Origin of the sequence: Alteriqipengyuania lutimaris (assembly GCF_003363135.1) — a bacterium.
Taxonomy (GTDB): domain Bacteria; phylum Pseudomonadota; class Alphaproteobacteria; order Sphingomonadales; family Sphingomonadaceae; genus Alteriqipengyuania; species Alteriqipengyuania lutimaris.
Map to the genome: position 1 here is coordinate 2,656,054 of NZ_QRBB01000001.1, position 21,746 is coordinate 2,677,799.

20 protein-coding genes are annotated in these 21,746 nt (G+C 65.9%); 15 read left to right on the forward strand and 5 right to left on the reverse strand.

Features of this window, described 5'->3' with window-relative positions:
• Positions 1-19 precede the first annotated feature (19 nt).
• The gene (locus DL238_RS12810; protein ID WP_115492618.1) at positions 20-766 is read right to left on the reverse strand and encodes a flagellar hook basal-body protein; all 747 of its coding nucleotides are present in this window, start codon (positions 764-766) and stop codon (positions 20-22) included.
• 133 nt (positions 767-899) lie between these two features.
• Here DL238_RS12810 and DL238_RS12815 point away from each other — a divergent pair, with 133 nt between their 5' ends.
• Genes DL238_RS12815 through DL238_RS12830 form a run of 4 tightly spaced genes read left to right on the forward strand, consistent with a single transcriptional unit; the run spans position 900 to position 3,620 of the window.
• Positions 900-1,466 (forward strand): flagellar basal body-associated FliL family protein, encoded by a 567-nt coding sequence (locus DL238_RS12815; RefSeq protein WP_234031069.1) that lies wholly within the window; start codon positions 900-902, stop codon positions 1,464-1,466.
• Positions 1,466-2,485, forward strand: coding sequence for a flagellar motor switch protein FliM (gene fliM / locus DL238_RS12820; RefSeq protein WP_115492619.1), 1,020 nt, complete (start codon positions 1,466-1,468; stop codon positions 2,483-2,485). The genes DL238_RS12815 and fliM overlap by 1 nt, the downstream gene beginning before the upstream one ends.
• On the forward strand, positions 2,482-3,054 hold the full coding sequence (locus DL238_RS12825) for a DUF6468 domain-containing protein (RefSeq protein ID WP_115492620.1): 573 nt from the start codon (positions 2,482-2,484) through the stop codon (positions 3,052-3,054). The genes fliM and DL238_RS12825 overlap by 4 nt, the downstream gene beginning before the upstream one ends.
• Entirely contained in the window at positions 3,051-3,620 is a 570-nt protein-coding gene (locus tag DL238_RS12830; protein ID WP_115492621.1) for a MotE family protein, read from the forward strand. The genes DL238_RS12825 and DL238_RS12830 overlap by 4 nt, the downstream gene beginning before the upstream one ends.
• A gap of 35 nt (positions 3,621-3,655) precedes the next feature.
• On the opposite strand, the gene DL238_RS12835 is transcribed toward DL238_RS12830, so the two are convergent.
• Positions 3,656-4,060: a hypothetical protein gene (locus DL238_RS12835; protein ID WP_115492622.1), complete on the reverse strand. Its 405-nt coding sequence runs from the start codon at positions 4,058-4,060 to the stop codon at positions 3,656-3,658.
• Positions 4,061-4,155: 95 nt separating this feature from the next.
• Between DL238_RS12835 and DL238_RS12840 the strand changes: the two genes are divergently transcribed.
• Both DL238_RS12840 and DL238_RS12845 read left to right on the forward strand, forming a co-directional pair.
• Complete coding sequence (locus DL238_RS12840) at positions 4,156-4,404, forward strand: hypothetical protein (RefSeq protein ID WP_115492623.1); 249 nt, start codon at positions 4,156-4,158, stop codon at positions 4,402-4,404.
• A gap of 7 nt (positions 4,405-4,411) precedes the next feature.
• Positions 4,412-6,286, forward strand: a complete 1,875-nt coding sequence (locus tag DL238_RS12845; RefSeq protein WP_115492624.1) for a FecR family protein — start codon at positions 4,412-4,414, stop codon at positions 6,284-6,286.
• Between the two features lie 123 nt (positions 6,287-6,409).
• Here DL238_RS12845 and DL238_RS12850 read toward each other — a convergent pair whose 3' ends face one another.
• Genes DL238_RS12850 through DL238_RS12860 form a run of 3 tightly spaced genes read right to left on the reverse strand, consistent with a single transcriptional unit; the run spans position 6,410 to position 10,748 of the window.
• Positions 6,410-7,315 carry a flagellin gene (locus DL238_RS12850; RefSeq protein ID WP_115492625.1) on the reverse strand — a complete coding sequence of 302 codons (906 nt, stop codon included), beginning with the start codon at positions 7,313-7,315 and terminating at the stop codon, positions 6,410-6,412.
• Positions 7,316-7,326: 11 nt separating this feature from the next.
• Positions 7,327-9,423 carry a flagellar hook-associated protein FlgK gene (locus DL238_RS12855; RefSeq protein ID WP_115492626.1) on the reverse strand — a complete coding sequence of 699 codons (2,097 nt, stop codon included), beginning with the start codon at positions 9,421-9,423 and terminating at the stop codon, positions 7,327-7,329.
• Positions 9,424-9,449: 26 nt separating this feature from the next.
• Positions 9,450-10,748 carry a flagellar hook protein FlgE gene (locus DL238_RS12860; RefSeq protein ID WP_115492627.1) on the reverse strand — a complete coding sequence of 433 codons (1,299 nt, stop codon included), beginning with the start codon at positions 10,746-10,748 and terminating at the stop codon, positions 9,450-9,452.
• 160 nt (positions 10,749-10,908) lie between these two features.
• Between DL238_RS12860 and DL238_RS12865 the strand changes: the two genes are divergently transcribed.
• From DL238_RS12865 to DL238_RS12910, 9 genes are all read left to right on the forward strand, one after another.
• Complete coding sequence (locus DL238_RS12865; protein ID WP_115492628.1) at positions 10,909-11,313, forward strand: flagellar biosynthesis repressor FlbT; 405 nt, start codon at positions 10,909-10,911, stop codon at positions 11,311-11,313.
• A gap of 11 nt (positions 11,314-11,324) precedes the next feature.
• A complete protein-coding gene (fliI, locus tag DL238_RS12870) occupies positions 11,325-12,653 on the forward strand; it encodes a flagellar protein export ATPase FliI (protein ID WP_115492629.1) in 1,329 nt (442 codons plus the stop codon).
• Positions 12,654-12,703: 50 nt separating this feature from the next.
• Positions 12,704-13,102 (forward strand): hypothetical protein, encoded by a 399-nt coding sequence (locus tag DL238_RS12875; protein ID WP_199801312.1) that lies wholly within the window; start codon positions 12,704-12,706, stop codon positions 13,100-13,102.
• A 6-nt stretch (positions 13,103-13,108) separates the two neighbouring features.
• Positions 13,109-14,179 carry a peptidoglycan-binding protein gene (locus DL238_RS12880; RefSeq protein ID WP_115492631.1) on the forward strand — a complete coding sequence of 357 codons (1,071 nt, stop codon included), beginning with the start codon at positions 13,109-13,111 and terminating at the stop codon, positions 14,177-14,179.
• A gap of 178 nt (positions 14,180-14,357) precedes the next feature.
• The gene (locus DL238_RS12885; RefSeq protein ID WP_115492632.1) at positions 14,358-15,410 is read left to right on the forward strand and encodes a sigma factor; all 1,053 of its coding nucleotides are present in this window, start codon (positions 14,358-14,360) and stop codon (positions 15,408-15,410) included.
• 52 nt (positions 15,411-15,462) lie between these two features.
• A complete protein-coding gene (locus tag DL238_RS12890; protein WP_234031070.1) occupies positions 15,463-15,840 on the forward strand; it encodes a carboxylesterase family protein in 378 nt (125 codons plus the stop codon).
• 565 nt (positions 15,841-16,405) lie between these two features.
• A complete protein-coding gene (locus tag DL238_RS12900; protein ID WP_147291019.1) occupies positions 16,406-17,590 on the forward strand; it encodes a two pore domain potassium channel family protein in 1,185 nt (394 codons plus the stop codon).
• Entirely contained in the window at positions 17,587-18,930 is a 1,344-nt protein-coding gene (locus tag DL238_RS12905; protein ID WP_115492634.1) for a DUF2254 domain-containing protein, read from the forward strand. The genes DL238_RS12900 and DL238_RS12905 overlap by 4 nt, the downstream gene beginning before the upstream one ends.
• On the forward strand, positions 18,927-21,740 hold the full coding sequence (locus DL238_RS12910) for a UPF0182 family protein (protein ID WP_115492635.1): 2,814 nt from the start codon (positions 18,927-18,929) through the stop codon (positions 21,738-21,740). Before DL238_RS12905 ends, DL238_RS12910 begins: the two co-directional genes overlap by 4 nt.
• The last annotated feature ends 6 nt before the right edge of the window (positions 21,741-21,746 follow it).

Sequence of the window (21,746 nt, forward strand, 5' to 3'; positions counted from 1 at the left end):
TGAAGCTATGTAACGCGGATCAGCCGACGCGGCCGAGCCGGTCGAGCGCACGCTTGCGCATGTCGTTGAGGCTTTCGGCCATCCGCACGCTGTTCTGGTAGGTGCGCAGGATGTCGATCATCGCAGTGGTTTCCACGATCGGCTGCACGTTGGAGCCTTCCACTCCGCCGCTGCGAAGCTTGGTTTCCTCCGCCGGAAGGACGCGCCCCTCGGCCCCGGAATAAAGCCCGTCGCCTCGCGGCGCGAGGCCGGTCTCGTCGTCGAACACGGTGATCGCCAGCCGACCAAGCGGCCCGTCGGGGCCCATCACGCTTCCATCCCCGGCGATCGATACGCGCCCCGCCTGTTCTGGCGGCACGACGATCGGCTGCCCGCCTTCGTCGAGCAGGCGCTGCCCCCCGGCAGTGGCGAGTTCGCCGGTCTCCAGGACAGTGACGAAACCCGCGCGCGTATAGGCGGTGCCCGCGCCATCGGGCAGCTCGACCGCGAGATAGCCGGGCCCTTCGATCATCACGTCGAGCGGATTGCCGGTCGGCTGAAACGCGCCCGGCGCCGTGTCGTGGATCGCCCGAAAGTCCAGCACGAAGGATGTCGGGCGCGCATCGTCGACGATCGCCTCGTCGGCACGCTCGACATATTCGCGGAACATCGGCTGCTCCCGCCGGAAACCGACGGTCGAGGTGTTCGCGAGATTGTTGGCGACAATATCCATCCGCCGCCTGAGCGCCTGCTCCTGGCTAAGCAGTACGTAAGAGGAAATATCCATCGACTGTCAGTCCCGAAAAAACTGCTTCGAAAAAGCGCACTCGGCAAATCTTGCCGGGTGACGATCCTATAATAGGAGAAAATCACAGCCCGCGGACCGACTGCAGGCTTTTGCTAAAGGAAGGCGTCAGAGCGTGACCACCGAGATCACCGAGAGCACCGAAGACGGGACTGCGCCCGGCGAGGCTGCGAAAGCACCGCGCTTCTCCAAGAAGAAGAAAATCATCGCTGCCGTCGGCGCCGTGCTGCTGCTTGGCGGGGGCACCGCCGGCGTCCTTATGGCTGGCGGCAGCGGAGAGGGCGGCAGTGAAGCCGACCACGGCGATTCCGCGAGCAAGGATCATGGGGGAAAGAGCAAGGATCACGGCAAAGAAGGCAAGGGTCATGGCGAAGGCAAGGGCGACCTCGTCGAAGTCGCGCCGATGACGGTGAACCTGCGCACGAATGACGGCCAGGCCCGCTTCCTCAAGCTGCGCATCCTGCTCGCCGCAGAATCGTCGGAGGACGTGACCACGATCGAAACCAACCTGCCGCTCATCATCGACCGCTACCAGCCCTTCCTGCGCGAACTGCGCCCCGAAGACCTGGCCGGTTCGGCCGCCGTCTACCGTCTCAAGGAAGAGCTGATCCTTCGGGCAGCGGATACCGTGGGTCCGGGCGTCGTGGCCGACGTCCTCATCCAGGACATGGTCCAGCAGTGATGACCGACGACGACTTCGAAGAGTTCGAGCTTCCCGAACCTCCGGCAATGAGCATGCCCGAGGACGCAACGTTCGACCAGGCGAGCATCGACGCCCTGTTCGGCGATGCCAATGCGGATATTCCGCAGAAGAGCGGCCTACGCGCGGTGATCGAATCGCGCGTGGTCAGTCATGCCCGGCTGCCGATGCTGGAGGTGGTGTGCGAGCGTATGGTCCGCTCCTTCGCCACCAGCATGCGCAACCTCACCTCGGACGCGATCGAGGTCTCGCTCGACGAGATCGCCTCGGTGCGTTTCGGCGACTTCATGAATCGCGTGCCGCTGCCATCGATGCTGGGCGTATTCAAGGTTCCCGCATGGCAGGACTTCGGGCTCGTCGCGGTGGAAGCCAACCTGATCTATGCGGTCGTCGACGCGCTGCTCGGTGGACGGAAGGGGGGGGCACCGCGCAAGATCGAAGGCCGCGCTTTCACCACGATCGAGACCACGCTGGTATCGAAGGTGATCGATCTGATCCTGCGCGAATTCAGCACCGCCTTCGAACCGATCGCGCCCGTCACGATGGAGCTCGAGCGGATCGAGACCAGTCCGCGCTTCGCCGCGATCGCCGGCCCGACCAACGTGGCCGCCGCCGCAACCTTCGGGGTCGACATGGACGGGCGCGGCGGAAAGTTCACGATCGTTTTGCCCTTCGCGACGCTCGAGCCGGTGCGGGGCAAGCTGACGCAGCGTTTCATGGGCGAGAAGCTGGGCGGCGATACGACCTGGCGCGATCACATGCGCTCCGAGATCCTCCGCACCGAGATCGAAATCTGCACCGTCCTGGGCGAACGCGAAATGCGGCTCGCGGACCTCAAGTCTCTGCAAGTCGGCCAGACGATCGCTTTCGACGTCACGCCCGACGATCCGTTCGAGGTCACCTGCGGCGGCGTCCCGCTCGCCCGGGCGCAAATCGGACGCCAGCGCAACCACGTTGCCATCGGCATCGTCGACACAATCAATCAGGGGCAATCGCAATGAGCTTCACCGCCTTCACCAACATCATCACGATCCTCTTTTGCGTCGCGGTCATCGTCCAGAGCGTGCGCATGATGCGCAGCCTCAACCAGGTTCGCGAGAGCCAGCTCGACCGGACTGTGGGCGCGCTCGACACAGCCACCGCGAAAACGCGGAGCGTGCTTTTCGAACTGAAGGAAATCCTGACGACAGAAGGCGCGGCCAATGCCCGCTCGCTGGCCGAGGCGCGGGAGGTCCGCGAAGAGCTCAACGTCATGGTCGGCATTGCCAATGCCATGGCGGAACGCCTGATCGAGGCCGCTTCGACCGGATCGCGCGGTGACACTACCCCCGCCGCCGCAGCTTCGCAGGCGCCCAAGCCGACGCAAACTGCGCGTTCGCGCAGCGCGACCTCGGGCCGCTCAGCCGCGAAGCCGGCCAAGGCGAGCACTCCGAAAGCGACCAAATCTTCCGGCACGGGCCCCAAAACGGTCAAGGAACCGGCCGCCAGGAAACCGGCGGCGAAGAAAACTGGCGGACGCAAAACCGCCAATAAGCCCGAGCTGGTGCTCGATGTGAAGGAAATGGCATGACCCTCAAGCGCCCATCGCTGCTGATGCTGATGGCCGGGGCGGCAGCAATGTCGACGGTCGCCCACGGCGTCGCCGCCTCCGCCCCGAGCGAGGAAAAAGCCCAGACCAAGCCGCCCCAGAGCAGGCTCGGCTCCGCCATCCAGTCTGAAATGAGTCAGACGAAGAAAACCGCCCGCGAGCGGGAGCGCGAACTCGACTTGCGCGAACAGGCGCTCAAGGCATCAGAAAAGCGGTTGAAGAGCAATCTACAGACCCAGCAGCCGCTTGCCGCTGCCGATGGTGCCGCCAAGACGAAGGCGGATGCAAAGGCCGATAAGGAGGCCGAAGAGGCAGCGACGCTCGACCAGCTGGCGCGCATCTATCAGTCGATGAAGCCCAAGCAGGCCGCGCCGGTGTTCGAGCAGCTCGACATCGATGTGCAGATCGCGGTGGCGCGCAAGATGCGCGAGCGTTCGACCGCGCAGATCCTGGCTGCCATGACACCGGGGGGCGCCGCGCGCCTGAGCATGGCGCTGGCCGGGAAGCGGCCCCCGCCCCGGCGCGTGAGGGCAGAACCCGCCGGGTGAGCCTTGCGCTCACCCGGCGCGGGTAAAGCTCGTCTTCAGAAACTCTTTGCGGTGACTTCGACGAGGAGCACGCGGTCGATCCCTTCTTCGCGCGCGTGCAAAGCCTCGGTCAGTTCGTCCGACAGGCTTCGCGCGTCCACCGCCAGGAACGGCGAGGCGCGCAGGCGCGAAAACTCCGCCCCCGCCAGAAGCGCCTCGGTCCGCAGACCAGGCATGTCGTCTGCGATCCTTTTGGCGGCGGCACCGTCGTGCGCTTCGAGGACGATGCTGAAACGCAGGGTCCCCTGCAGCCTTGCTCCGTCGATGATCGGCACGGCGATCGCCTCCATCGCGACGAGATTGCCGTCGGACGCCCCGCCCCCGCCACCTGCGCCGGTGGCGCTGCTCATGGGGACGGCAGCGAGAAGCACGCCGCCCAGCAGGAGGGTCTTGCTATTCATGATGTGCTGCCATTTCCGTTCGAAAAAGGGAGTTCGAAGACGACCGGAGAACCGGCCCCTACCCTATAATAGAGGATATCCCGACCGGAGCGCGCATGAGTTACGACCAAAAACCTTCACGCATAAAGCTCGTCAGCAATGGCGGGACGGCGCATGCGCCCGGGAATGCCCCTGTCGATACGCGCCCGCTCGAGCAGGCGATCCAGGACGTCGTCGACAATGCGCAGCAGCAGCCTGCCACCGCGCCCGCGCGCCGGTTTTCGATCATGTCCGTGATCCTGTTTCTTCTCGGCTCGGCAATCGGCGGTGCGGGGCTCGTCGCCTGGCCGCATCTGGCGGGCTGACCGGCAGATGCGCAAACTCGTTTCCCTGACCGCCTCGCTCTCGCTGGCGCTCGGCGCTTCGGCCGTGGCCGAGGACGGGCCCGACCACGATCACGGCGAAACGAATGCCACGGCCGAGCCGGGCGGCGAGACCGGTAGCGATGTCGACTCCCGGTCCGAAATGAACGCTCAGGAGCACGTCCGCGCGCCTGCCGTGCGCCTGCCCGGCTTCGCCGCCGCGCTCGCGAACGACCCGCCGATACAGAGTGCTGCCGGATGGCGGATTATGCCCGAGCGCGATGCGTGGAAGGCGATCGCGAGCAGTACCCCTGCCACCCGCCAGCAGGCGCGCTGGGCCTACGCCCGCAGCCTAATCGGCAAGGGACGTTCGCCAGAGGCCTACGGCGTGCTGGTCGCAATGGCGCAGGACGATCCCGATCTCTCGCTCGTCGCGGCCCACAGGCTTGCGCTCGGCGCAGCGCTGGTGGGCCTTGGCCGCCATACGGACGCGCTCGATGCCCTGTCCGCCGACCAGCTGGCGGACAATGCCGAGGCTTGCGCTTGGCGCCTGCGCGCGCTGGCAGCGCTGGCAATGAACGCAGCGGCACTCGGCGAATGGAGCTGCGCCCGCCCGCCGATCGCCGCGCGCGACGGCAAACAGCGTGCGCCCTTCGTGCTCGCTGCCGCCGAAGCGGCCCTCGAAACTGGAAACCCCCGCAGTGCCCTCAAGGTGCTCAGGTCGGTCTCCGACGCCGATGCGGCGGCGAACCTGCTGCGCGGGCGTGCGCTTTTCGCGCTCGGGAGCGAGCAGAAGGCGCGGCTGAGGCTGGACCGGGCGGCCGACAACGGAACGCCCGAACAGCGCATGGATGCCCGGGTCTCCGTGCTCGAAGGACTGGTGGCGCATCATCATGCGGACCCTCGAAAGGCTGCCGCCGAGCTCGAACGGATCGGATATTCCTGGCGCGGCGGGTCGGTCGAAAGACGCGCCCTCAAGCTGCGCTTCACGCTTGCCGAAGCAGCGGGCGACGATCGCGCGATGCTGACTGCAGGGGCGGCGCTGTTGCGTTATCATTCGATGGCGGACGACAGCGGTGCGCTGCTCGGCGCGCTGCAGCAGAAGCTTGGCGCCATCCTTTCGCCTGGAAGCAAGGTCCCGCTGCCCGAGGCCGCGGGACTGTTCTGGGACTACCGCGACCTCAGCCCTTCGGGAGCCGGCGGCGATCTGCTCGTCAGTCGGCTTGCCGACAGGCTGCAGGCTGCCGGTCTCTACGAGCGTGCGGCCGGGCTGCTGGACTACCAGCTGATGGCACGCGCCAAGGACGTTGCCCAAGGTCCGCTCTCGGTCCGCGTGGCGAAGCTCTACATCCTCGCGGAACAGCCTGAAGAGGCGCTCAGAGCGCTTCGCGCGACCGACGGCAATATCTATCCCGACCCCATGCTGTGGGCGCGTCTGCGGATCGAGGCGGTGGCGCTTCACAAGCTCGGTCGCACCGAAGAGGCGCTGGCGGTGCTCGACGGCGTGCCAGAGGGTGGCGCGATCCGCGACGAGATCGAATGGGGTCGCCGCAACTGGAAAGCGCTCAGCGCATCGGGCGACCTGCCGGCAGTCGCCGGCGGCCGGCTGAGCGAGGTCGAGCAGACCATCATCCTGCGGCGCGCCATCGCGCTCGCCATGCTCGGGCGCGAGACATCGCTTGCCCGGCTGCGCACACGCTATGCGAACGCCTTCGTCGGGGAACCGACTGCGGCTGCGTTCGACTTGCTCACCGGACCGGTAGACGGGCTGGACTCGACCACCGTCGCGCAGGCCATGGCCGCAATGCCCGACGCAAGCCCTGCCGGGGACATCGCCGATCTGCTCGCTGGCGCGAGGACCAAGGGCAAACCGGTTACGTCCTGACGCGCCCCGACGCGCGTCCAATCCCGGTCGCACATACGCATTACCGCGCACGCACGCCTGCAGGCACGCGGGCCTGGCCACGCGCGCGTCTCCCTGGCGTCGGATCAGAGCCTGTATCGAGGCTTAGAGATACTTGGTGAGATTGAGCTGGGTGAGCTGCGCGAAAACCGAATAGCTCGCCTCGAGCGTCGCCTTCTGCTGCGCGAGGTCGACCGCCACCTGTCCCAGATCGGCGTCGACGTTGGAGGCGATGATGTCCTGCAGCAGCAGCGATCGCTGCTCGGCACGCTCGCCCAGCGTTTCCACGCGTTCCTGCCTGCGGCCGTTCTCGGCGTTCAAGGAACGCAGCCCGACCGAGCCGGCATCGATCTGCGCGACCGCGTCCTGCAAGGCGGCTTTCTGCACGTCGGTCAACCGGCTGCCGATCGGACCGGCGGCCGCGAGCGTGCGGAACGTCTCGTAGATCTCTGCTCCCACGTCGCTAGCGGTCAGGCCATAGGTCACCTTCGTGCCTTCGGAGAGATGGGCCACCGCCTTCACGTCGTCGTTGCGAAAGGCATCGGCCGCGGCCGTTGCGACCACGTCGTCCAGCGTTTGCGGAGCGAACGGCGACACGTCGGTGCGCGATCCGGCGAACAGGGCGACGCCGCCCTCCCTCGCGTTGAGGGTAGTGCGGAATTGCTCGAACGTGCTCTTGATCGACTCCTGAAGACCAACCGATTCGTCGGTGCCGATCGCGGTGACCAGCTGCGTGCGCAGGTCGATCATGGCGTTGTCGATGCCGGTGACGTGCGCGTCGTAGATGGCGAGCGTGGTGGTCACGTGCTTGGAGACGAGCGCCTGCGCATCCTGCTTGGCGAGCATGGTGTTCGCGGACATCGTGCGCACGGCCTGGGTCCCGAGGCTGGCGTAATCGAGCGCCTTCTTGCCGGTCGAAAGCGCCCTCTGGGTCGTGGCGAGATTTTGCTGCGCGCGCTGGATGGCATCGGCCATCGTGCGTTGCAGCGGTATGGTGGCAACCCGGTTCATCGCGTGTCCTTTCAGCGGACCATGTCTAGGAGAGTGTCATACATCTTGGTGGCGGTCGTCATGACGCGCGCTGCTGCGGCATAGCTGTTCTGGAGGACGACCATCTGCGACAGTTCTTCGTCCAGATTGACGCCCGAGAAGCTGTCGCGCCGGTTCACGGCGTCATCGCGCCGCGCGGCGGCGTCCGCCAGCATATCGCGAGCCTGCGCCGCCTGGGTGCCCGTGCGTCCCATCAGCAGGCCGGCAAAGCGATCCAGCGAAGCGACGCCGGCCTTGCCGAAATCGACCGACCGCTCGAGCGCCTCGACGAAGGCGCCCGCGCCGCGGTTGTCGCCGCTGCCGAGAGCAGGCTCGCCGATGGCGGCGTCGGTCCGCAAACGCCCGAGCGGGAGCCTGCCCGGGTCGGCGAGAACATCGGACCGCACGCCCGCTTCGCCCAGCCCCGTGGCGCTGCCGGTAAGGCCGGCAAGCGCGCTGAAAGAGACGCCGGTGCCGTAGCGGCTGGTGGAATCGCTCGGAATCGAAAGCAGCGCGCCGCTGTTGCCGGGGGTGGGGTCGAACCGCACGCGGCCGCGATCGTCCATCGTGAAATTGCCGAACGCGGCCAGCGGGCTCTGGTTGAGTTCGCTCACCAGGTCGCCGAACGTGGGGCCCAGATCGCCCGTCATCGTGGTCTGGCCCAGGGTCCGGCCGGTCGCATCGCGCAGCACCAGCTGGGCGGACTCGCCCGCGCCGAAGCCGTGCGCGTCGCTCGCCACGAAGCCCGGCGGGACGAGCGGCGCGCCTTCGCTGCGCACGATATCGTTGAGCCCGAAATAATGCGCGAAGCCGTTGCCTGCGCGCGCGCTGGGCGGATCGCCCTGCGCCACGACAACGCCGTTGGAAGAAGTGGCGGCCACGAAGGACAGGCGTCCGTCCTGCAGGCTGGCGGTCGCTGCCCCGCCGAGCCCGGCATTGATCGCGGCAATGCCGTCGTCGATCGTCGCCAGCGGCCCGAGGGCGTCGAAATTCACCGTAGTGCGCGCGACCAGAGTGCCGCTCCGGTCGGTCACCGCGAAGGTCGCCTGCCCGGCGAAGCCAAGACGGTCGCCACCGATCAGCCCTGTGGGCCGCCCGTCGAGCCGGCTGGGCGGCGGAAAGGCGGTGCCCGCATTGGCCACGGCGTTGAGCGTTTCTGCCAGTCCGCCGAAGAGCGACCCGAGCTGGTCCGAAAATTCGGGCAATGCACGATCGCGCAGGTCGAGCAAACCGCCGAGCTTGCCGCCCACCGCCGAGGAATCGATCTTCTCGCCCGTCGCCGTGGTCGGCACGCCCGCCTCGTTGGCGAAGCGGATGGCGATTACCGGATAGGTTGGCTGCGCCACCCCGTCGCCTGCGATCGGGTAGGACAATTGGCGCAGTTTCCCGTCGAGCAGGACCGCGCCATTGGCCGCGTCGATATTGACCCGCCCGTCGGGCTGCTGGCGGACCGCGATCTTCATCATTCCGCTCAGTTCCTGGATCGCGGTCATCCGCTGATCCTCGGCCCCGCCGGTGCTGCGCCCAAGACCCTTCAACTGGGCCACGGTGGCGTTCAGGCCGTGAATTCGCTCGAGCAGAACGTTGATCGACTCGACCGAGTAGCCGACCTCGGATTCCACGTCGCCGCGCAGGACCTGGACATCGTCATCGAGCTGGCGGAGCGCGCCGATCGCCTCCTGCACCTCGCCGATGAAACCGGCCGCGTTCTGCGGCGAGCTTTGCGCGCTGGTAAGCGCGATCGCCGCAGCGTTGATCGCGTCGAGCCGCGCGGGCACCCCGCTCTCGGCACCCGGGGCGCCGAGAAAGGCCTGCAAGCGCTCCATGTAGTTGGCGGTAACATCCGCCCGGCCCATGTCGCCCGAACGAAGATAGACCGTTTCCTCGAGAAACCGGTCGGCGATGCGCGTCGGCTCGCCGACCACGACGCCGGCGATGCGACCCTGGGTCACGCCGGTCGCCAGCGATACGCGCTCGCGCGCGTATCCCGGCGTGCCGACATTGGCGATATTGTTCGATACCGACCTGATGCCGGCCTGTGACGCCGACAGGCCGGATACCGCCGACCCCAGGATCTCGCTCAGCGACATTCAGTCAGCTCCCACCCAATCGATTGTTAACGCTTCAGCGCGCTGACTTCCTGAAGCATGTCGTCGACCGTGGTGATGATCTTCGACGACGCGCTGTAGGCGCGCTGGAAGCGGATCATGTTGGTGAACTCCTGCGCCAGATCGACATTGGAAGCTTCCAGCGTACCGGCCGCGATGGTGCCGCTGCCGAGTTCGCCCGGGCGACCGAGCGCGACATTGCCCGACTGCTGCGAAACGCCATAGGCGTTGCCCGGCATGCGCGACAGGCCGTCGGGGTTGGCGAAGGTCGCCACCGGCAGCTGGAACACCGCGCGCGCCGTGCCATCGTCGAAGATGGCGCTGACGATGCCGTCCTTGCTGACGTCCACCGACACGAGGTTGTTCAGCATACCGCCGTCCGAGCTCGAAGCGATCAGCGCCGACTGGCTGCCGAACTGGGTGAGCCCGTCGAGCCCGTCTTGGCTGCCGAAGTTCAGGTCGATCGGCGAGGATCCGGCCTGATTGGTCCATGCGACGTTGAGCGTACCGAACAGTGCCGGGGAAGAGTTGGCGAGATCGAGGCTGCCGTCCGGGTTGAATGCAACCGAACCGCTGGCCAGCAGGCCGTTGGCGGCGGTGACTTCGGCCGGGTCGGCGTAGATCTCGGCCACCCACTGGTTGGGCCCGGTCTTGGCAAAGCCCATCGTCACCTGGTGGCCGCCGCCCTGCGCGTCGAAGATCTCGAAGGTTCGCGAGAAATGCGGCTCAACCGCTCCGGTCGCCATGTCGCCGGCGGCAAAGGCCCCTGCGAGCGGCTCTTGCGTCGACTGGAGGTTCGCGCGGACCTGCAGGCGGGTGGTGGCAGCGGCGGTGCCGGTCAGTCCGCTCAGGCGGACCGGCTCAAGCTCGTTCAGGCCGCCCGTGCTGGCATATTCGCCCGCCGCATCGAGCCGACAGCCCTGCAGGTAATAGCCGCTGGTATTGCGCAGATAGCCTTGCTCGTCGGGACGGAAGGCGCCAGCGCGTGTGAAGGCGACGCCGCTTTCGGCGTCGCTGCCCTTGCGGGTGACGAAGAAGCCGCCCCCGTCGATTCCGAGATCGGTCTGGCTGCCCGAAGCCTGCAACAGACCCTGCTTCGAAATCATCGCACGCGGCGCCGCGGTGACGCCGCCTGCCGAATAGCTGCTGCTGACGCTGCCATCGGTCACGAGCGAGCGGAAGTCGGCCTCGACCCCCTTGTAGCCGACGGTGTTGATGTTGGTGATATTGTCGGCAACCGTCGCCATCGCGCTCGATTGTGCGCCGAGACCGGACACGCCGGCGTAAAGGGCGGAATAAAGGCTCACTTTAGTGGATCTCCTGGATGGCGGGCACGCGCGCCCGGTCACAAGAGCATTGTAGAAGAGCGGTTGGGCAAACCCAAAAGGCGGCAAATTTTTCCGCCTGTGCGCCGGGCGCGCCCGCTCCCCCTCTATAATGGCACCATCACATCACAGGGAACGTGCGATGCTTCGCATTACTTTACGCGACGGCGAAAAGGTCGTCATCAACGGTGCCGTGCTGCGTTCTTCGGGTCGTGCGGAGATCGTGGTCGAGAACTCGGCCGCGATCCTGCGCGGGCGCGACGTCATGTCTCCCGAGGAGGCGGATACTCCGGCGAAGCGACTCTATTTCGCATGCATGCTCGCCTATCTCGATCCGGCGAACCTTACCCGGTATCAGGGCCGCATTCTCTCGCTGTTCGAGGATTTCGTCGGGGCGCTGGAATCGCCCGACGCGAAGGAGCACTGCCTCTCGTTCGCCCGCAACGTCGCCTATTGCGACTTTTATCGCGCGCTGAGCGATTGCCGGGCCCTGATCGCCTACGAGACCACGGCCCTGGGCCGGCTCGCGCCCGCCGACGCCGCCTGACGTCATTTTCAATGCAGACGCTGGCTTCCGCCGCGCGGGCGATCCGCGCGCTCCCGCCCGATCTTCCCTTCGGTTCGGTTGCAGCCGTCCGCGGCGCGCTGATCGAGGTGGAGGGCCTGCTGGGCGCGGCCCGGATAGGCTCGCGGATCGCGATCAAGTGCGACGGCGGCCTCATCGATGCCGAGGTTACCGGGCTCGACCGCGAGACCGCGCATTGCCTGTGCTATAACGAGCCGCAGGGCATCGCGACGGGCTCGCGTGCCGACCTGCTCCAGGGCCGGTCGGCGCTGCGTCCCACCGCCGATTGGCTGGGCAGGGTCGTGGACGGCCTCGGCCGCCCGATCGATGGCAAGGGCCCGCTCGCCCCCGGCCCCGTGCCCCGCCCCTTCAAGGCCGATCCGCCTGCCGCCGCCCACCGCGCGCGCGTGGGGCGCAGGCTCGAGACCGGCGTGCGCGCGCTCGACCTGTTTGCGCCGCTGTGCCAAGGGCAGCGGCTCGGCCTGTTCGCGGGCTCGGGCGTGGGCAAGTCCACCCTGCTCTCGATGCTGGCGCGCTGGGTGGAGACCGACGTGGCCGTAATCGGCCTGATCGGCGAGCGCGGGCGCGAAGTTCAGGAATTCATCGAGGACGACCTGGGGCCCGAAGGCCTCGCACGCAGCGTCGTGGTCGTCGCGACCTCCGACTCGCCCGCCCTCATGCGCCGCCAGGCTGCCTGGACCACGCTCGCCATCGCGGAGCATTTTCGCGACGCCGGGCGCGATGTCATGTGCCTGATGGATTCGGTCACGCGCTTTGCCATGGCGCAGCGCGAGATCGGCCTCGCCAATGGCGAGCCCCCGGCGACCAAGGGCTACACCCCCACGGTCTTCGCCGAACTGCCGCGCCTGCTCGAACGCGCAGGTCCCGGAGGCCCTGGCCAGGGATCGATCACCGGCCTGTTCAGCGTGCTGGTCGACGGCGACGATCACGACGAGCCGATTGCCGATGCCGTGCGAGGCATTCTCGACGGGCATATCGTCATGTCGCGCAAGATTGCCGAGCGGGGGCGCTTCCCCGCGATCGACATTCTCAAGTCGGTCTCACGCATGCTGCCCGACTGCCACGCGGAGGAGGAGAACGCTCTCCGGCTCGCCGCCCTGACCCACCTCGCCACCTTCGGCGACATGGAAGAGCTCGTCCGGCTGGGCGCGTACGAGGCCGGGGCCGACGCCCGCGTGGACGAGGCCATTCGCCTCGCGCCGCACATCGAAGAACTGCTGAAGCAGACCAAGAACGACCGCGGATCGGCAGCGCAGGCCTTTGCCCGACTCGCCGAACTGCTGACGGAGGAACCGCAGTGAAAACCCCATTCGACACCGTCTTGCGCACCCGCCGCCGGGCAATCGACCACATGCGCATCGCGATCCAGGCCGAAGCCACACGCCTGCACGAAATCGATTGGCAAAGCCTGGCGCTGGAGCAGGAACTGGCCGACGAGTACAAGGCCTGTGCCGATAGCTGGGCTATCTCTTCCGAGGCATTCCTGCGGCGAAAGCTGTCAGAGCAAGCGCACCTGAACGCGCAACGGGTCACCGTGTCGGAAGAAGTTTCGCGGCTACGCCGCAAGGCCGTGGCCGCCTATGGCTCGCAGCATGTCCTCGAAAACGCCGCCGATGCGTTTCGTGCCGTCCAGCGGCGCAGGCAGGCCCGCGCCGAACAGCGCGAGGCAGACGATCTGGGTGCTGCGCGCATGGTCGCGCCCTCCCATACCAAGGCGGAGCCTGCGCTCCCGCGGCTCGCGGCGCGGTAACTCGCCATGCAGACGGCAGGTCTCGAAGCACTCACGCCCCAGGATCGGGCACGCGTCATCTATACGCAGGCGCGATCCGCGATGAGCGACCGCCTGTGGCAGGCGGCGATCGGAGGCGCGCAGGACGACGGATCGGGCGGGCAATCCCCTTGCCGGCACCATTCCGGAATGCTGCCGATGGGAATGGAGGCCCTGCTGGGCTCGGGTCACGGGGCCGACGCGCTGGCGCAGGCTTTCGACGCATTTGCCTCGGCAAAGCCTGGCTTCGGGACCGACGCCATCCGCCGCGCCGCTACCGAGCCCGAGACCCGGATCGACGCCATAGTCCCGCCCCTGATCAAGCCGGGCCTCGGTTTCGATGCGCCCTTCCCCGGCGGCTCCGTATCGAAGGACATCCCCGCGACCGGGCCGCTTGGCGGCCTGAGCGCCAATTCGCGCTTCGCCGGAACGCTGCAAGCAGCGGCCGAGCGCAGCGGCCTGCCCCCCGCCACCCTCGCCGCCATCGTCGATGCCGAGGCGGCCAAGCGCTCCGACGGCAGCTGGAACCTGATGTCGCGCAATCCCCGTTCAAGCGCCGCCGGGCTGGGCCAGTTCCTTTCCGGCACCTGGATCGGCATGGCACAGAAGCCCGGCAACTGGTTGCACGACGTGGCGCGCGAGAAAGGCTGGCTCAACGCCAACGGCAAAGTCGCCCCGGCCGCGCGCGGATCGCTGCTCGCGCTGCGCTACGACGCCGATGCCTCGATCTACTCGATCGCCGACTATGCCCGATCGAACATCGCCACCATCCGCCGCGCGGGCGTGGAGACGGGCGAGGATCCGCAAGCGCTTGCCCGGGTGGCCTATCTCGGCCACCACCTCGGGCCGGGCGATGCGATCCGTTACCTCAAGGGCGGCCTGAGCGAGAGCCGCGCGGCCCACCTCCTCAAGGCGCAGATCGGTTCGGGACAGGCAGTGCAACGGATCAACCGCATGGGCGATGCCTCGCTTGCCCACCGCGACTGGCTCAACGGGTATATCGCCCGCAAGATCAGGCCGGATCGCTTCGTCGGGCTCCGGCAGACGAGCAGCATCTAAGCCGGTCTCGGGCGCTTCCGCAAATCCCCCAAGCGAAGCATAGGGATATTACGGAAGGGGGCTTCTGTAGCATTGCTTAAAGTACAATACCCGAAAAGGTCCGAAAGAAGGCGTTTATAGGCCGCGCCCTATCCCCTGTTCAACACGAAGCCAGTTTGAACTGATGGGGAGAACATCAATGTCAAAAAGTACGGAAGCACTAGAATTCGCCGTCGCAGAAGTCATCGCCAATACTAATCCCGATGGCTCGCGCGGTTCTGCAAGGCAGCGCGCCAATATCGACCGTGCCTTTTCGAGAATTCTCAAGATCGCCGCTCCGCGTATTCGGCACTTCATTCGACAGTATGGCCTTTCCGCTCATCACGAAGACGCCGAGCAGGTCTGCGCTATTGCGGTTCACCGTGCGATCGAAGCCTATGATCCGACCAAGGCGAAGTTCACGACTTTCCTCAACTGGCAGATCCGCGGCGAACTCCAGAGCTTGCGCTTCCGCCTGATGACCGACCAGCGCCCCTCGGCCCGCAAGGTCGACGCCGTCACCATCACCATCCACGCCGGAACGACCACTCCGGACGGCGAGGAAACCAGCCTCGAGGCGCTGGTGGAAGACGGAGAGGCGCTGGAACGGACCGAGCAGTCGGCATCGGACCATCTCGCCCGCGAAACCTGCTCGGCACTGCTCGATGCCTATATCGAGGCCGAGCGCAAGGCTGGCATGGAACAGCTGCGCAAGCGGGCGCGCATGCGCCGTCCGAAGGGCGATATTCGCGACGCCCGCCCCGATCTTCCGGTGAGCTTCCGCGCGCACCTCGTCGGCCCCGATCCCGAGGAACTCGCCACGCTGAACGCACGGCTCGAACGCGATCGTGCCATTATCGAGCGCAGCCTGTTCACCGGCGACACCCGCGAAGCGCTGAGCCTTGATACCAGCCTGACGCGCGAGCGGATTCGCCAGATCGTGCGCCGCGCCAGCAAGCAGATGGCGCGTCTGGTCACCACCGATCCGCGCTTTGCGATGCTTGCCGAGCAGGCCGGTCTGCAGCATGCAGAAGCCCCGGCGAAGCGTCCGGCGGCACCGCGTGCCCCGGCCGGAATCCTGCCGGCCATGAACCAGCCCCAAAATCGGGCGATCACGGTCTCGGCCCCCGCCGAAGCTCCGATCGACCCCTCCCGTGCGGTTACCGTTCCGCCTGCGGTCGAGGCCCAGCCGTTCCGTCAGCTTTCCGCCTGACCGATTTGGGGGGAGAGCACATCTCCCCCCGCCAAGCGCGAGGTGTCGCGGCATGACCTTCCGCAAGGGAGCCTTCGCGCAGGCCGAACTCAAGGCGAAGCAGGGCGGCGCACCGGTCTGGACCTACCTCTGGACCCAGCCGAGCCCGGCGGCGGACGGGCGCTTCGGCGCGGTCCACGGGATCGATGTCGCGCCCAGCCTCTACAACACGCGCGGCGCGCTCAACGGATCGAGCAAGGAAGCGAACACGCTTGCCGCCGCGATCGCATCGAGCTGGGCGGCCTTCGCTGCCAATGGCGACCCGAACAACGAACTCGTGCCCGAATGGAAGCCCTATTCGCCGCCCGACCGCGCGACGATGATCTTCGCCGACGACCTGCGGGTGGAGAACGATCCGCGCTCGCAGTTCCGTAAATACTGGGGGCGGTGACGTCGCGTGAATTCCGCCCGGTGTCGCGGCGCGAGCTTATCCGTCGAAGCCGATCGGTCGTTCGGCCTTCCTGCAGATGCGCGAGGAGGCTGGCGGTGCGTGCCGGCAGCGAGGCACCCGTCAGCGCCGCGAGCGGAAAGCCAGCGTCGAGCATAACGGCGGGGATCGCCCCGTTGACATTGATGGGAACCGGGTGCCCCGATCGCGTCGGGCAGGACCTTCTCCACTGTACGCAGCATTGCGATATGATCGCCTTCGGACCCCCGTCCGGACGCAATGGCCAGCAGGCGACGAGCCAATTGCGCGGGAATTGCGCTCGCCCTGCTGCCTGCGGGCCAGCCATCGGATGAGCCTTTCAGCCGACGTAAAGGTCTCATTAGACCGATCTTAACCATGAAATCGCGACGACGGCAAGGTTATGCCGGGTTTTGTCGCCGCATGATTATATCATTAAATAATTATTAATTAGCATACTTAATTAGTTAGGTGATCTTTGTTTGTTAAAATTGCTTCCATAAATTTGGTTAAAAACAGGTGTCTCTGAACGATTACAGGGACAGCAAGAGTGTTATTGTCTGCCATCGGTGTCCTGCTGCTGGCCCTCACGGTGCTGGATGCGTTACTGACCATCCTTGATGCGAGCGGGCGGAGCTTGTTCTCCACCAAGGCCTATCGCTGTTTCTGGTGGATGTGGCGCCATCTTGCCAAGCTGCTCCCCGGTGCCATTGCGCAACGTGCCCTGAGCTTGGCCGCACCGCTGATGATCGCCCTGATGATCTCTTTGTGGATCGCGGGCGTCGTCACCGGTTTTGCGCTGATCTTCTATGGCGGGATGTCGGTCGGCAATCTGATCGAGGGCGGCGGTTCGCAACCGAGCCTTTCCGCTGCGTTCCGCCTGAGCTGGGTGACACTTTCGACGATCGGCTTCGTCGAGATCAGCCCGTCGAACATGATGTACTCGGTCGCGGTCGCGCTCGAAGCGCTCTTGGGGAGCGTCGTCCTGACCTTCTCGATCACCTATTTCCTGAGCGTTCACCGCAGCATTCTTGGATACGATCGCCTCGTCGCGGACCTCCATCATCGGATGGGGGACGACCAGGGCGCCATGGCGAGCGTCGCCGACCTTCTCGCGAGGAACGACGTGGCCGGCCTCCAGAGCCTGCTGGAAAGATTGCACGATGGCGTGATCGGCCTTCATCAGGGCCTCAGCCGCTATCCGATCGTCTATTTCTACCGCCCGCGATCGCTTGAAAGGAGCCTGCCCAGAACGCTGGAGGTTCTCGGCACGCTGGCGGACACCCTGACCTATTGCCACCCCGGGTTGCCCCAGTCGCTGCCCGCCCTGCGCGCGCTCAAGAACGGCATGATGGATCTGGTGAGCGACTTGAGCGACGCTTACGTCCCGGTCCATAAATCGGGCAAGGCAGAGCCGGTTTCCCTGGCCGATTTCGAAGCCGCCGCGAACGGGACCGACTGGACCGCGCCCGCATCGGTCCGCCGCTTCCTCCACAATTGTCGGACGGCGAACACATTCACCGATCGAAAGTTCGATCCCTCGCAATCATACCGCGATTACGTGGGCTGGCTGCCCGCCCATCGCCGGACAGAGGCCTTCGTCGCCGCGGTTGCCCACGATCTCGGCTATGAGGAAAACCTGCGCCCCCGCCGGTCGTCCTACCTGCTCGGAGTGCTGAGCAGAGGGCCCAAACAGGGCCCGCAATCGCTCCATTACCGAGAAGCCGGCCTATGAGAGTGCCGGTCAACTACTCGGCCTGGCTCGGCCGTATGAGGATGCTGATCCACCAGGCGTTCTGGATATTTCCCATGCTCGCCATCATCGGGGGGATCCTGACGGCGGGCTTCGTGTCGCGGCTGAACGTCACCACCTCCGCAAGCCTGGGCGGGCTCCTGACAACCGGCGGGCCAGTCGGGGCACGCAACCTCGTTGAAACGGTGGCCTCGACCTCGCTCAATGTCGTGACGATCACCTTCTCGGTGACGATCGTCGCGCTGCAGGTCGCCGCCGCACAATATTCACCGCGGGTGCCGCGCCAGTTCATCAGGGACCGCGCGACCCAGCTGACGCTCGCGGTCTTCATCTTCACCTTCGTCTACTGCCTCGCAGTGCTGCGCTCGATCCGCGAGGACACGGTGGTCGTGCCCCAGCTGGCCGTCACCGTCGCATTTTTGCTCGCGATCATCAGCGTCGCCTCGTTCGTCTATTTCATCCATCACATCGTCCACGCGATCCGGATCGAGCAGATCCTGCGGCTGGTGGAACAGCGCACGGTGTCGGCGTTGCTTTCCAATTACGAAAGGCGTGAGGCGGACGATCCCGAGCCCGACCTGCTCGACATTCCGGAGCGGGCGGTCCCGGTGCTGGCAAGCTCTTCGGGCATCATCCAGCGGGTCAATGCGAAGCTGCTGCTGCGCTACGCCACCAAACACGACCTCGTCATCCAGTACGTCTACATGCTCGGCGATCAGGCAGTGAAGGACACCGCGCTCGCCTGGGTCTGGACGTCCGATCCCGACGGCGAGTTGCCCGACCCCGGAAAAGAGCTGCAACCGCAGATCGCAAAGACGCTGCAGATCGGTCGCGAAAGAAGCGTCCAGGCGGATGTCGCCTTCGGGCTTACCCAGCTGGTCGACATCGCGCTGCGGGCGGTCTCGACCGCAATCAACGACCCGACGACCGCCTGCGCATCGATCCGTTCGGCCGAGATCGTCCTGGTGCAGCTGTGCAAGCACCGGCTGGGCGATCTGCTGCTGCGAGACGACGACGATGTGGTCAGGGTCGCCGTGCCTCGCCGCGCATTCGAAGCCTATCTCGACATGGTCGTCACCCCGCTGCGACGCACGTGCCCGGCGGATATGGCGGTCATGCTGCGCCTGTCCGAGATGCTGGCGGATGTCGGCCGCGCGGCGATCGAGAGCGACGAGCAGAGCGACCACGTCGCCCATCACATGGCGCTGGTCGAACGCGCGGTGTGCCGGGCGGTGCAGGAGGAAGAAGACATCGAGAAGATCCGCCGTGCATCGCAGGCGGTGGACAGAGCCCTGGCCGGCAAACCGCCGAGGCTGTCATGACCTGGCGCCCGGCCGTCACCATTCGCGCTGCGACCTTCTTCCTGATCGGCGGGGTCACCAGCAAGCTGTTCTACTGGGTCGTCGGCCTCGCCGGCTTCCTGCTCGCAGTCATCTTTTCGGCGCGCTTCTACACCGAAGTGCTCTGGTTCGACGAGCTGGGCTATCTCGAGGTGTATCTGACCGTCGTGAAGACCAAGATCTGGATGGGCGTGGTGCCCTTCCTGTTCATGGCGGGCCTGGTGGCGGGCAACATGGCGCTCGCCTTCAAGCTTGCGCGGGTGGACCGGATCATCTCGGCGGACGAGCGCCGGGTCGATGCGTGGCGACGGGCCTTCGAGCCCTATTTCTGGCCCCTGACGATCACCGTCTCGCTCATCTGCGGGCTGGTCGTCGGGTTGCAGACCTATCCCCACTGGCAAACCTACATCCTCTGGGCGAACCGCCTCGAGTGGGGGCGGAACGATCCACAGTTCGGCCGCGACCTCAGCTATTTCATGTTCGAGCTGTCGCTGCATGTCCTGATCAACCACTGGCTGTTCGTCTGCGTCCTCGTGACGTTGATCCTCACGCTCCTCACCAGCTACATCTTCGGCGGCATCCGCCCTCAGGCTCCGAACTCGATGCTGCCGTTCCAGGTCAACCTGCACCTGTCGGCGCTGGTCTTCGCGCTGATGGCGCTGATCGGCTGGGGCATGCTGCTGGAGCTGCATCTTCTCAGCTATTCCGAGCGCGGCGTGGTGACGGGGCTGGGTTTCACCGATTCGAATGCCAGCCTGCTCGCCTACAAGTTCGTGGCCGCGGCGGTCGTGTCGGGCTTCGTGATGTTCCAGGTGAACATCCGCCGCCCCGGTTACATCATTCCGACGATCGTCATCGTTTACCTGATCCTCGTCGGCCTTTCGATCGTGCGGTTCTATCCGAACCTTTTCCAGCTCATCATCGTCGAACCGCAGGAGCTGGAGCGCGAAGAATCCTACATCGAGGATCACCTGCAATTCACCCGCTACGGCTTCGGGCTCGATCAGGTCGAACGCCGCACCGCCAGTGTGGCGGACACCGGCAAGCTCGAGACGATCCATAACGACCGCCGCCTGCTTGAGACGCTGCGGCTGTGGGATCCTGCGACGCTGCTGATCAACTTTCGCGAATTGCAGGCATTCAGAGCCTACTACGATTTCAAGGACATCGACGTCGACCGATACCTCGTCGACGGCGAGATGCAGCCGGTGATGATCGCCGCGCGCGAACTCGATACCGAACAGTTGCCCGAACAGTCGCGCCGGTGGCAGTCCGAGCACCTGATCTACACGCACGGCTACGGCCTGGTTTCGGCAGCCGTCGCCGGAGCGACCGAGGCGGGCATGCCGCAGTTTTTGACCTCGGACATTCCGACCGGGGGCAGCGGGCCGACCTTCGTACGCAATCCGCAAATCTATTTCGGCGAAAGCTCCCCCGAATTCTCGATCGTGAACAGCAAGACGATCGAGCTCGGCAGGCCGCGCGAAGGACGCAGCTTCGCCAAGCACGAATACGCCGCCGACACGGGCGTGAAGATCGACGGGCTGTTTTCCCGCTTGCTGTTCGCGATCAATTTCTGGGACATCAGGCTGGCGCTGACCACCCTGCTCTCCGACGACAGCCGCGTTCTCTATCACCGCAACGTGCGCGAGCGCGTGCAGCGCGTCGTGCCCTTCCTGGAAGTCGATGCCGATCCATACCCGATCGCTGCCGACGGGCGGATCAAGTGGGTTGTCGATTGCTACACCACCAGCGACATGATGCCCTATTCCAAGCGCATCAATCTCAGCGACTTCTCCCAGGTCTTTCAGGGCAAGCAGGAGAGCGCAGGGATCATCCCCGCGGAATTCGTCCGCCTGCTGGAACGGCGCACCAACCGCGCAAACTATGTCCGTGGAAGCGTCAAGGCGGTCGTCGACGCCTACGACGGCAGCGTGGAGCTATACGTCACCGATCCGTCCGATCGGGTGCTACAGGCATGGCGCAACGCCTTTCCGGAGGTGTTCAAGCCGGTCGAACAAGCGAGCGCGCGGCTGCAGGACCATTTCCGCTATCCGCAGGACCTGTTCCAGATCCAGTCGGTGATCTGGGCGGATTACCACATGCGCGCGAGCGACGCCTATTACACCCGCGAAGGCGCATGGCGGATCCCCAAGGATGCGGACTACATCTCGCTGCGGCGCGAGCGCGCCCGGCCGGATCACGAACAGCGCAACGTGGATTTGCGGCCCTACTGGCTGCGAACGCGCTTCCCCCAGCGCTCCGAGCCAGAATTCGCGATCGTCCAGCCCTTCACGCCCGAGAACCGCAACGTCCTGTCGGGCTATCTGGTGGGGGGAAGCGACCGAGACCGGCTCGGCAAGCTGATCTCCTACAGCTTCCCGCCCGATGCGACCGTCATCGGCCCCGCGCAGGCGCAAGCGCGGATCGATCAGGACGAGCGGGTTTCGGCATGGATGACGCTGCGCATGCAGTCCGGATCGCGCGTATCGCGCGGACGCCTGCTCACCATCCCGCTCGATAACGCCATTCTCTACCTGCAGCCGCTGTTCGTGCAGGCCGACAAATCGAGCGTGTCCGAGCTGCTCGGCGCGCAGCTCGCCAGTGTGCCCGAGCTCAAGCAGGTCGTGATCGTCTTCGGCGACCGGGTGCTGATGCGCCCGACATTGAAGCAGGCGGTCGCCGCCCTGATGGGCGACGAGCCGGACGCGACACGAAGCGGAGAAAAACCGCTGCCCTCCGACGCCCCCCAACCCACCGATGACGCCAGTTCCACCGAGCCTGAAAGGTAGCGCCCT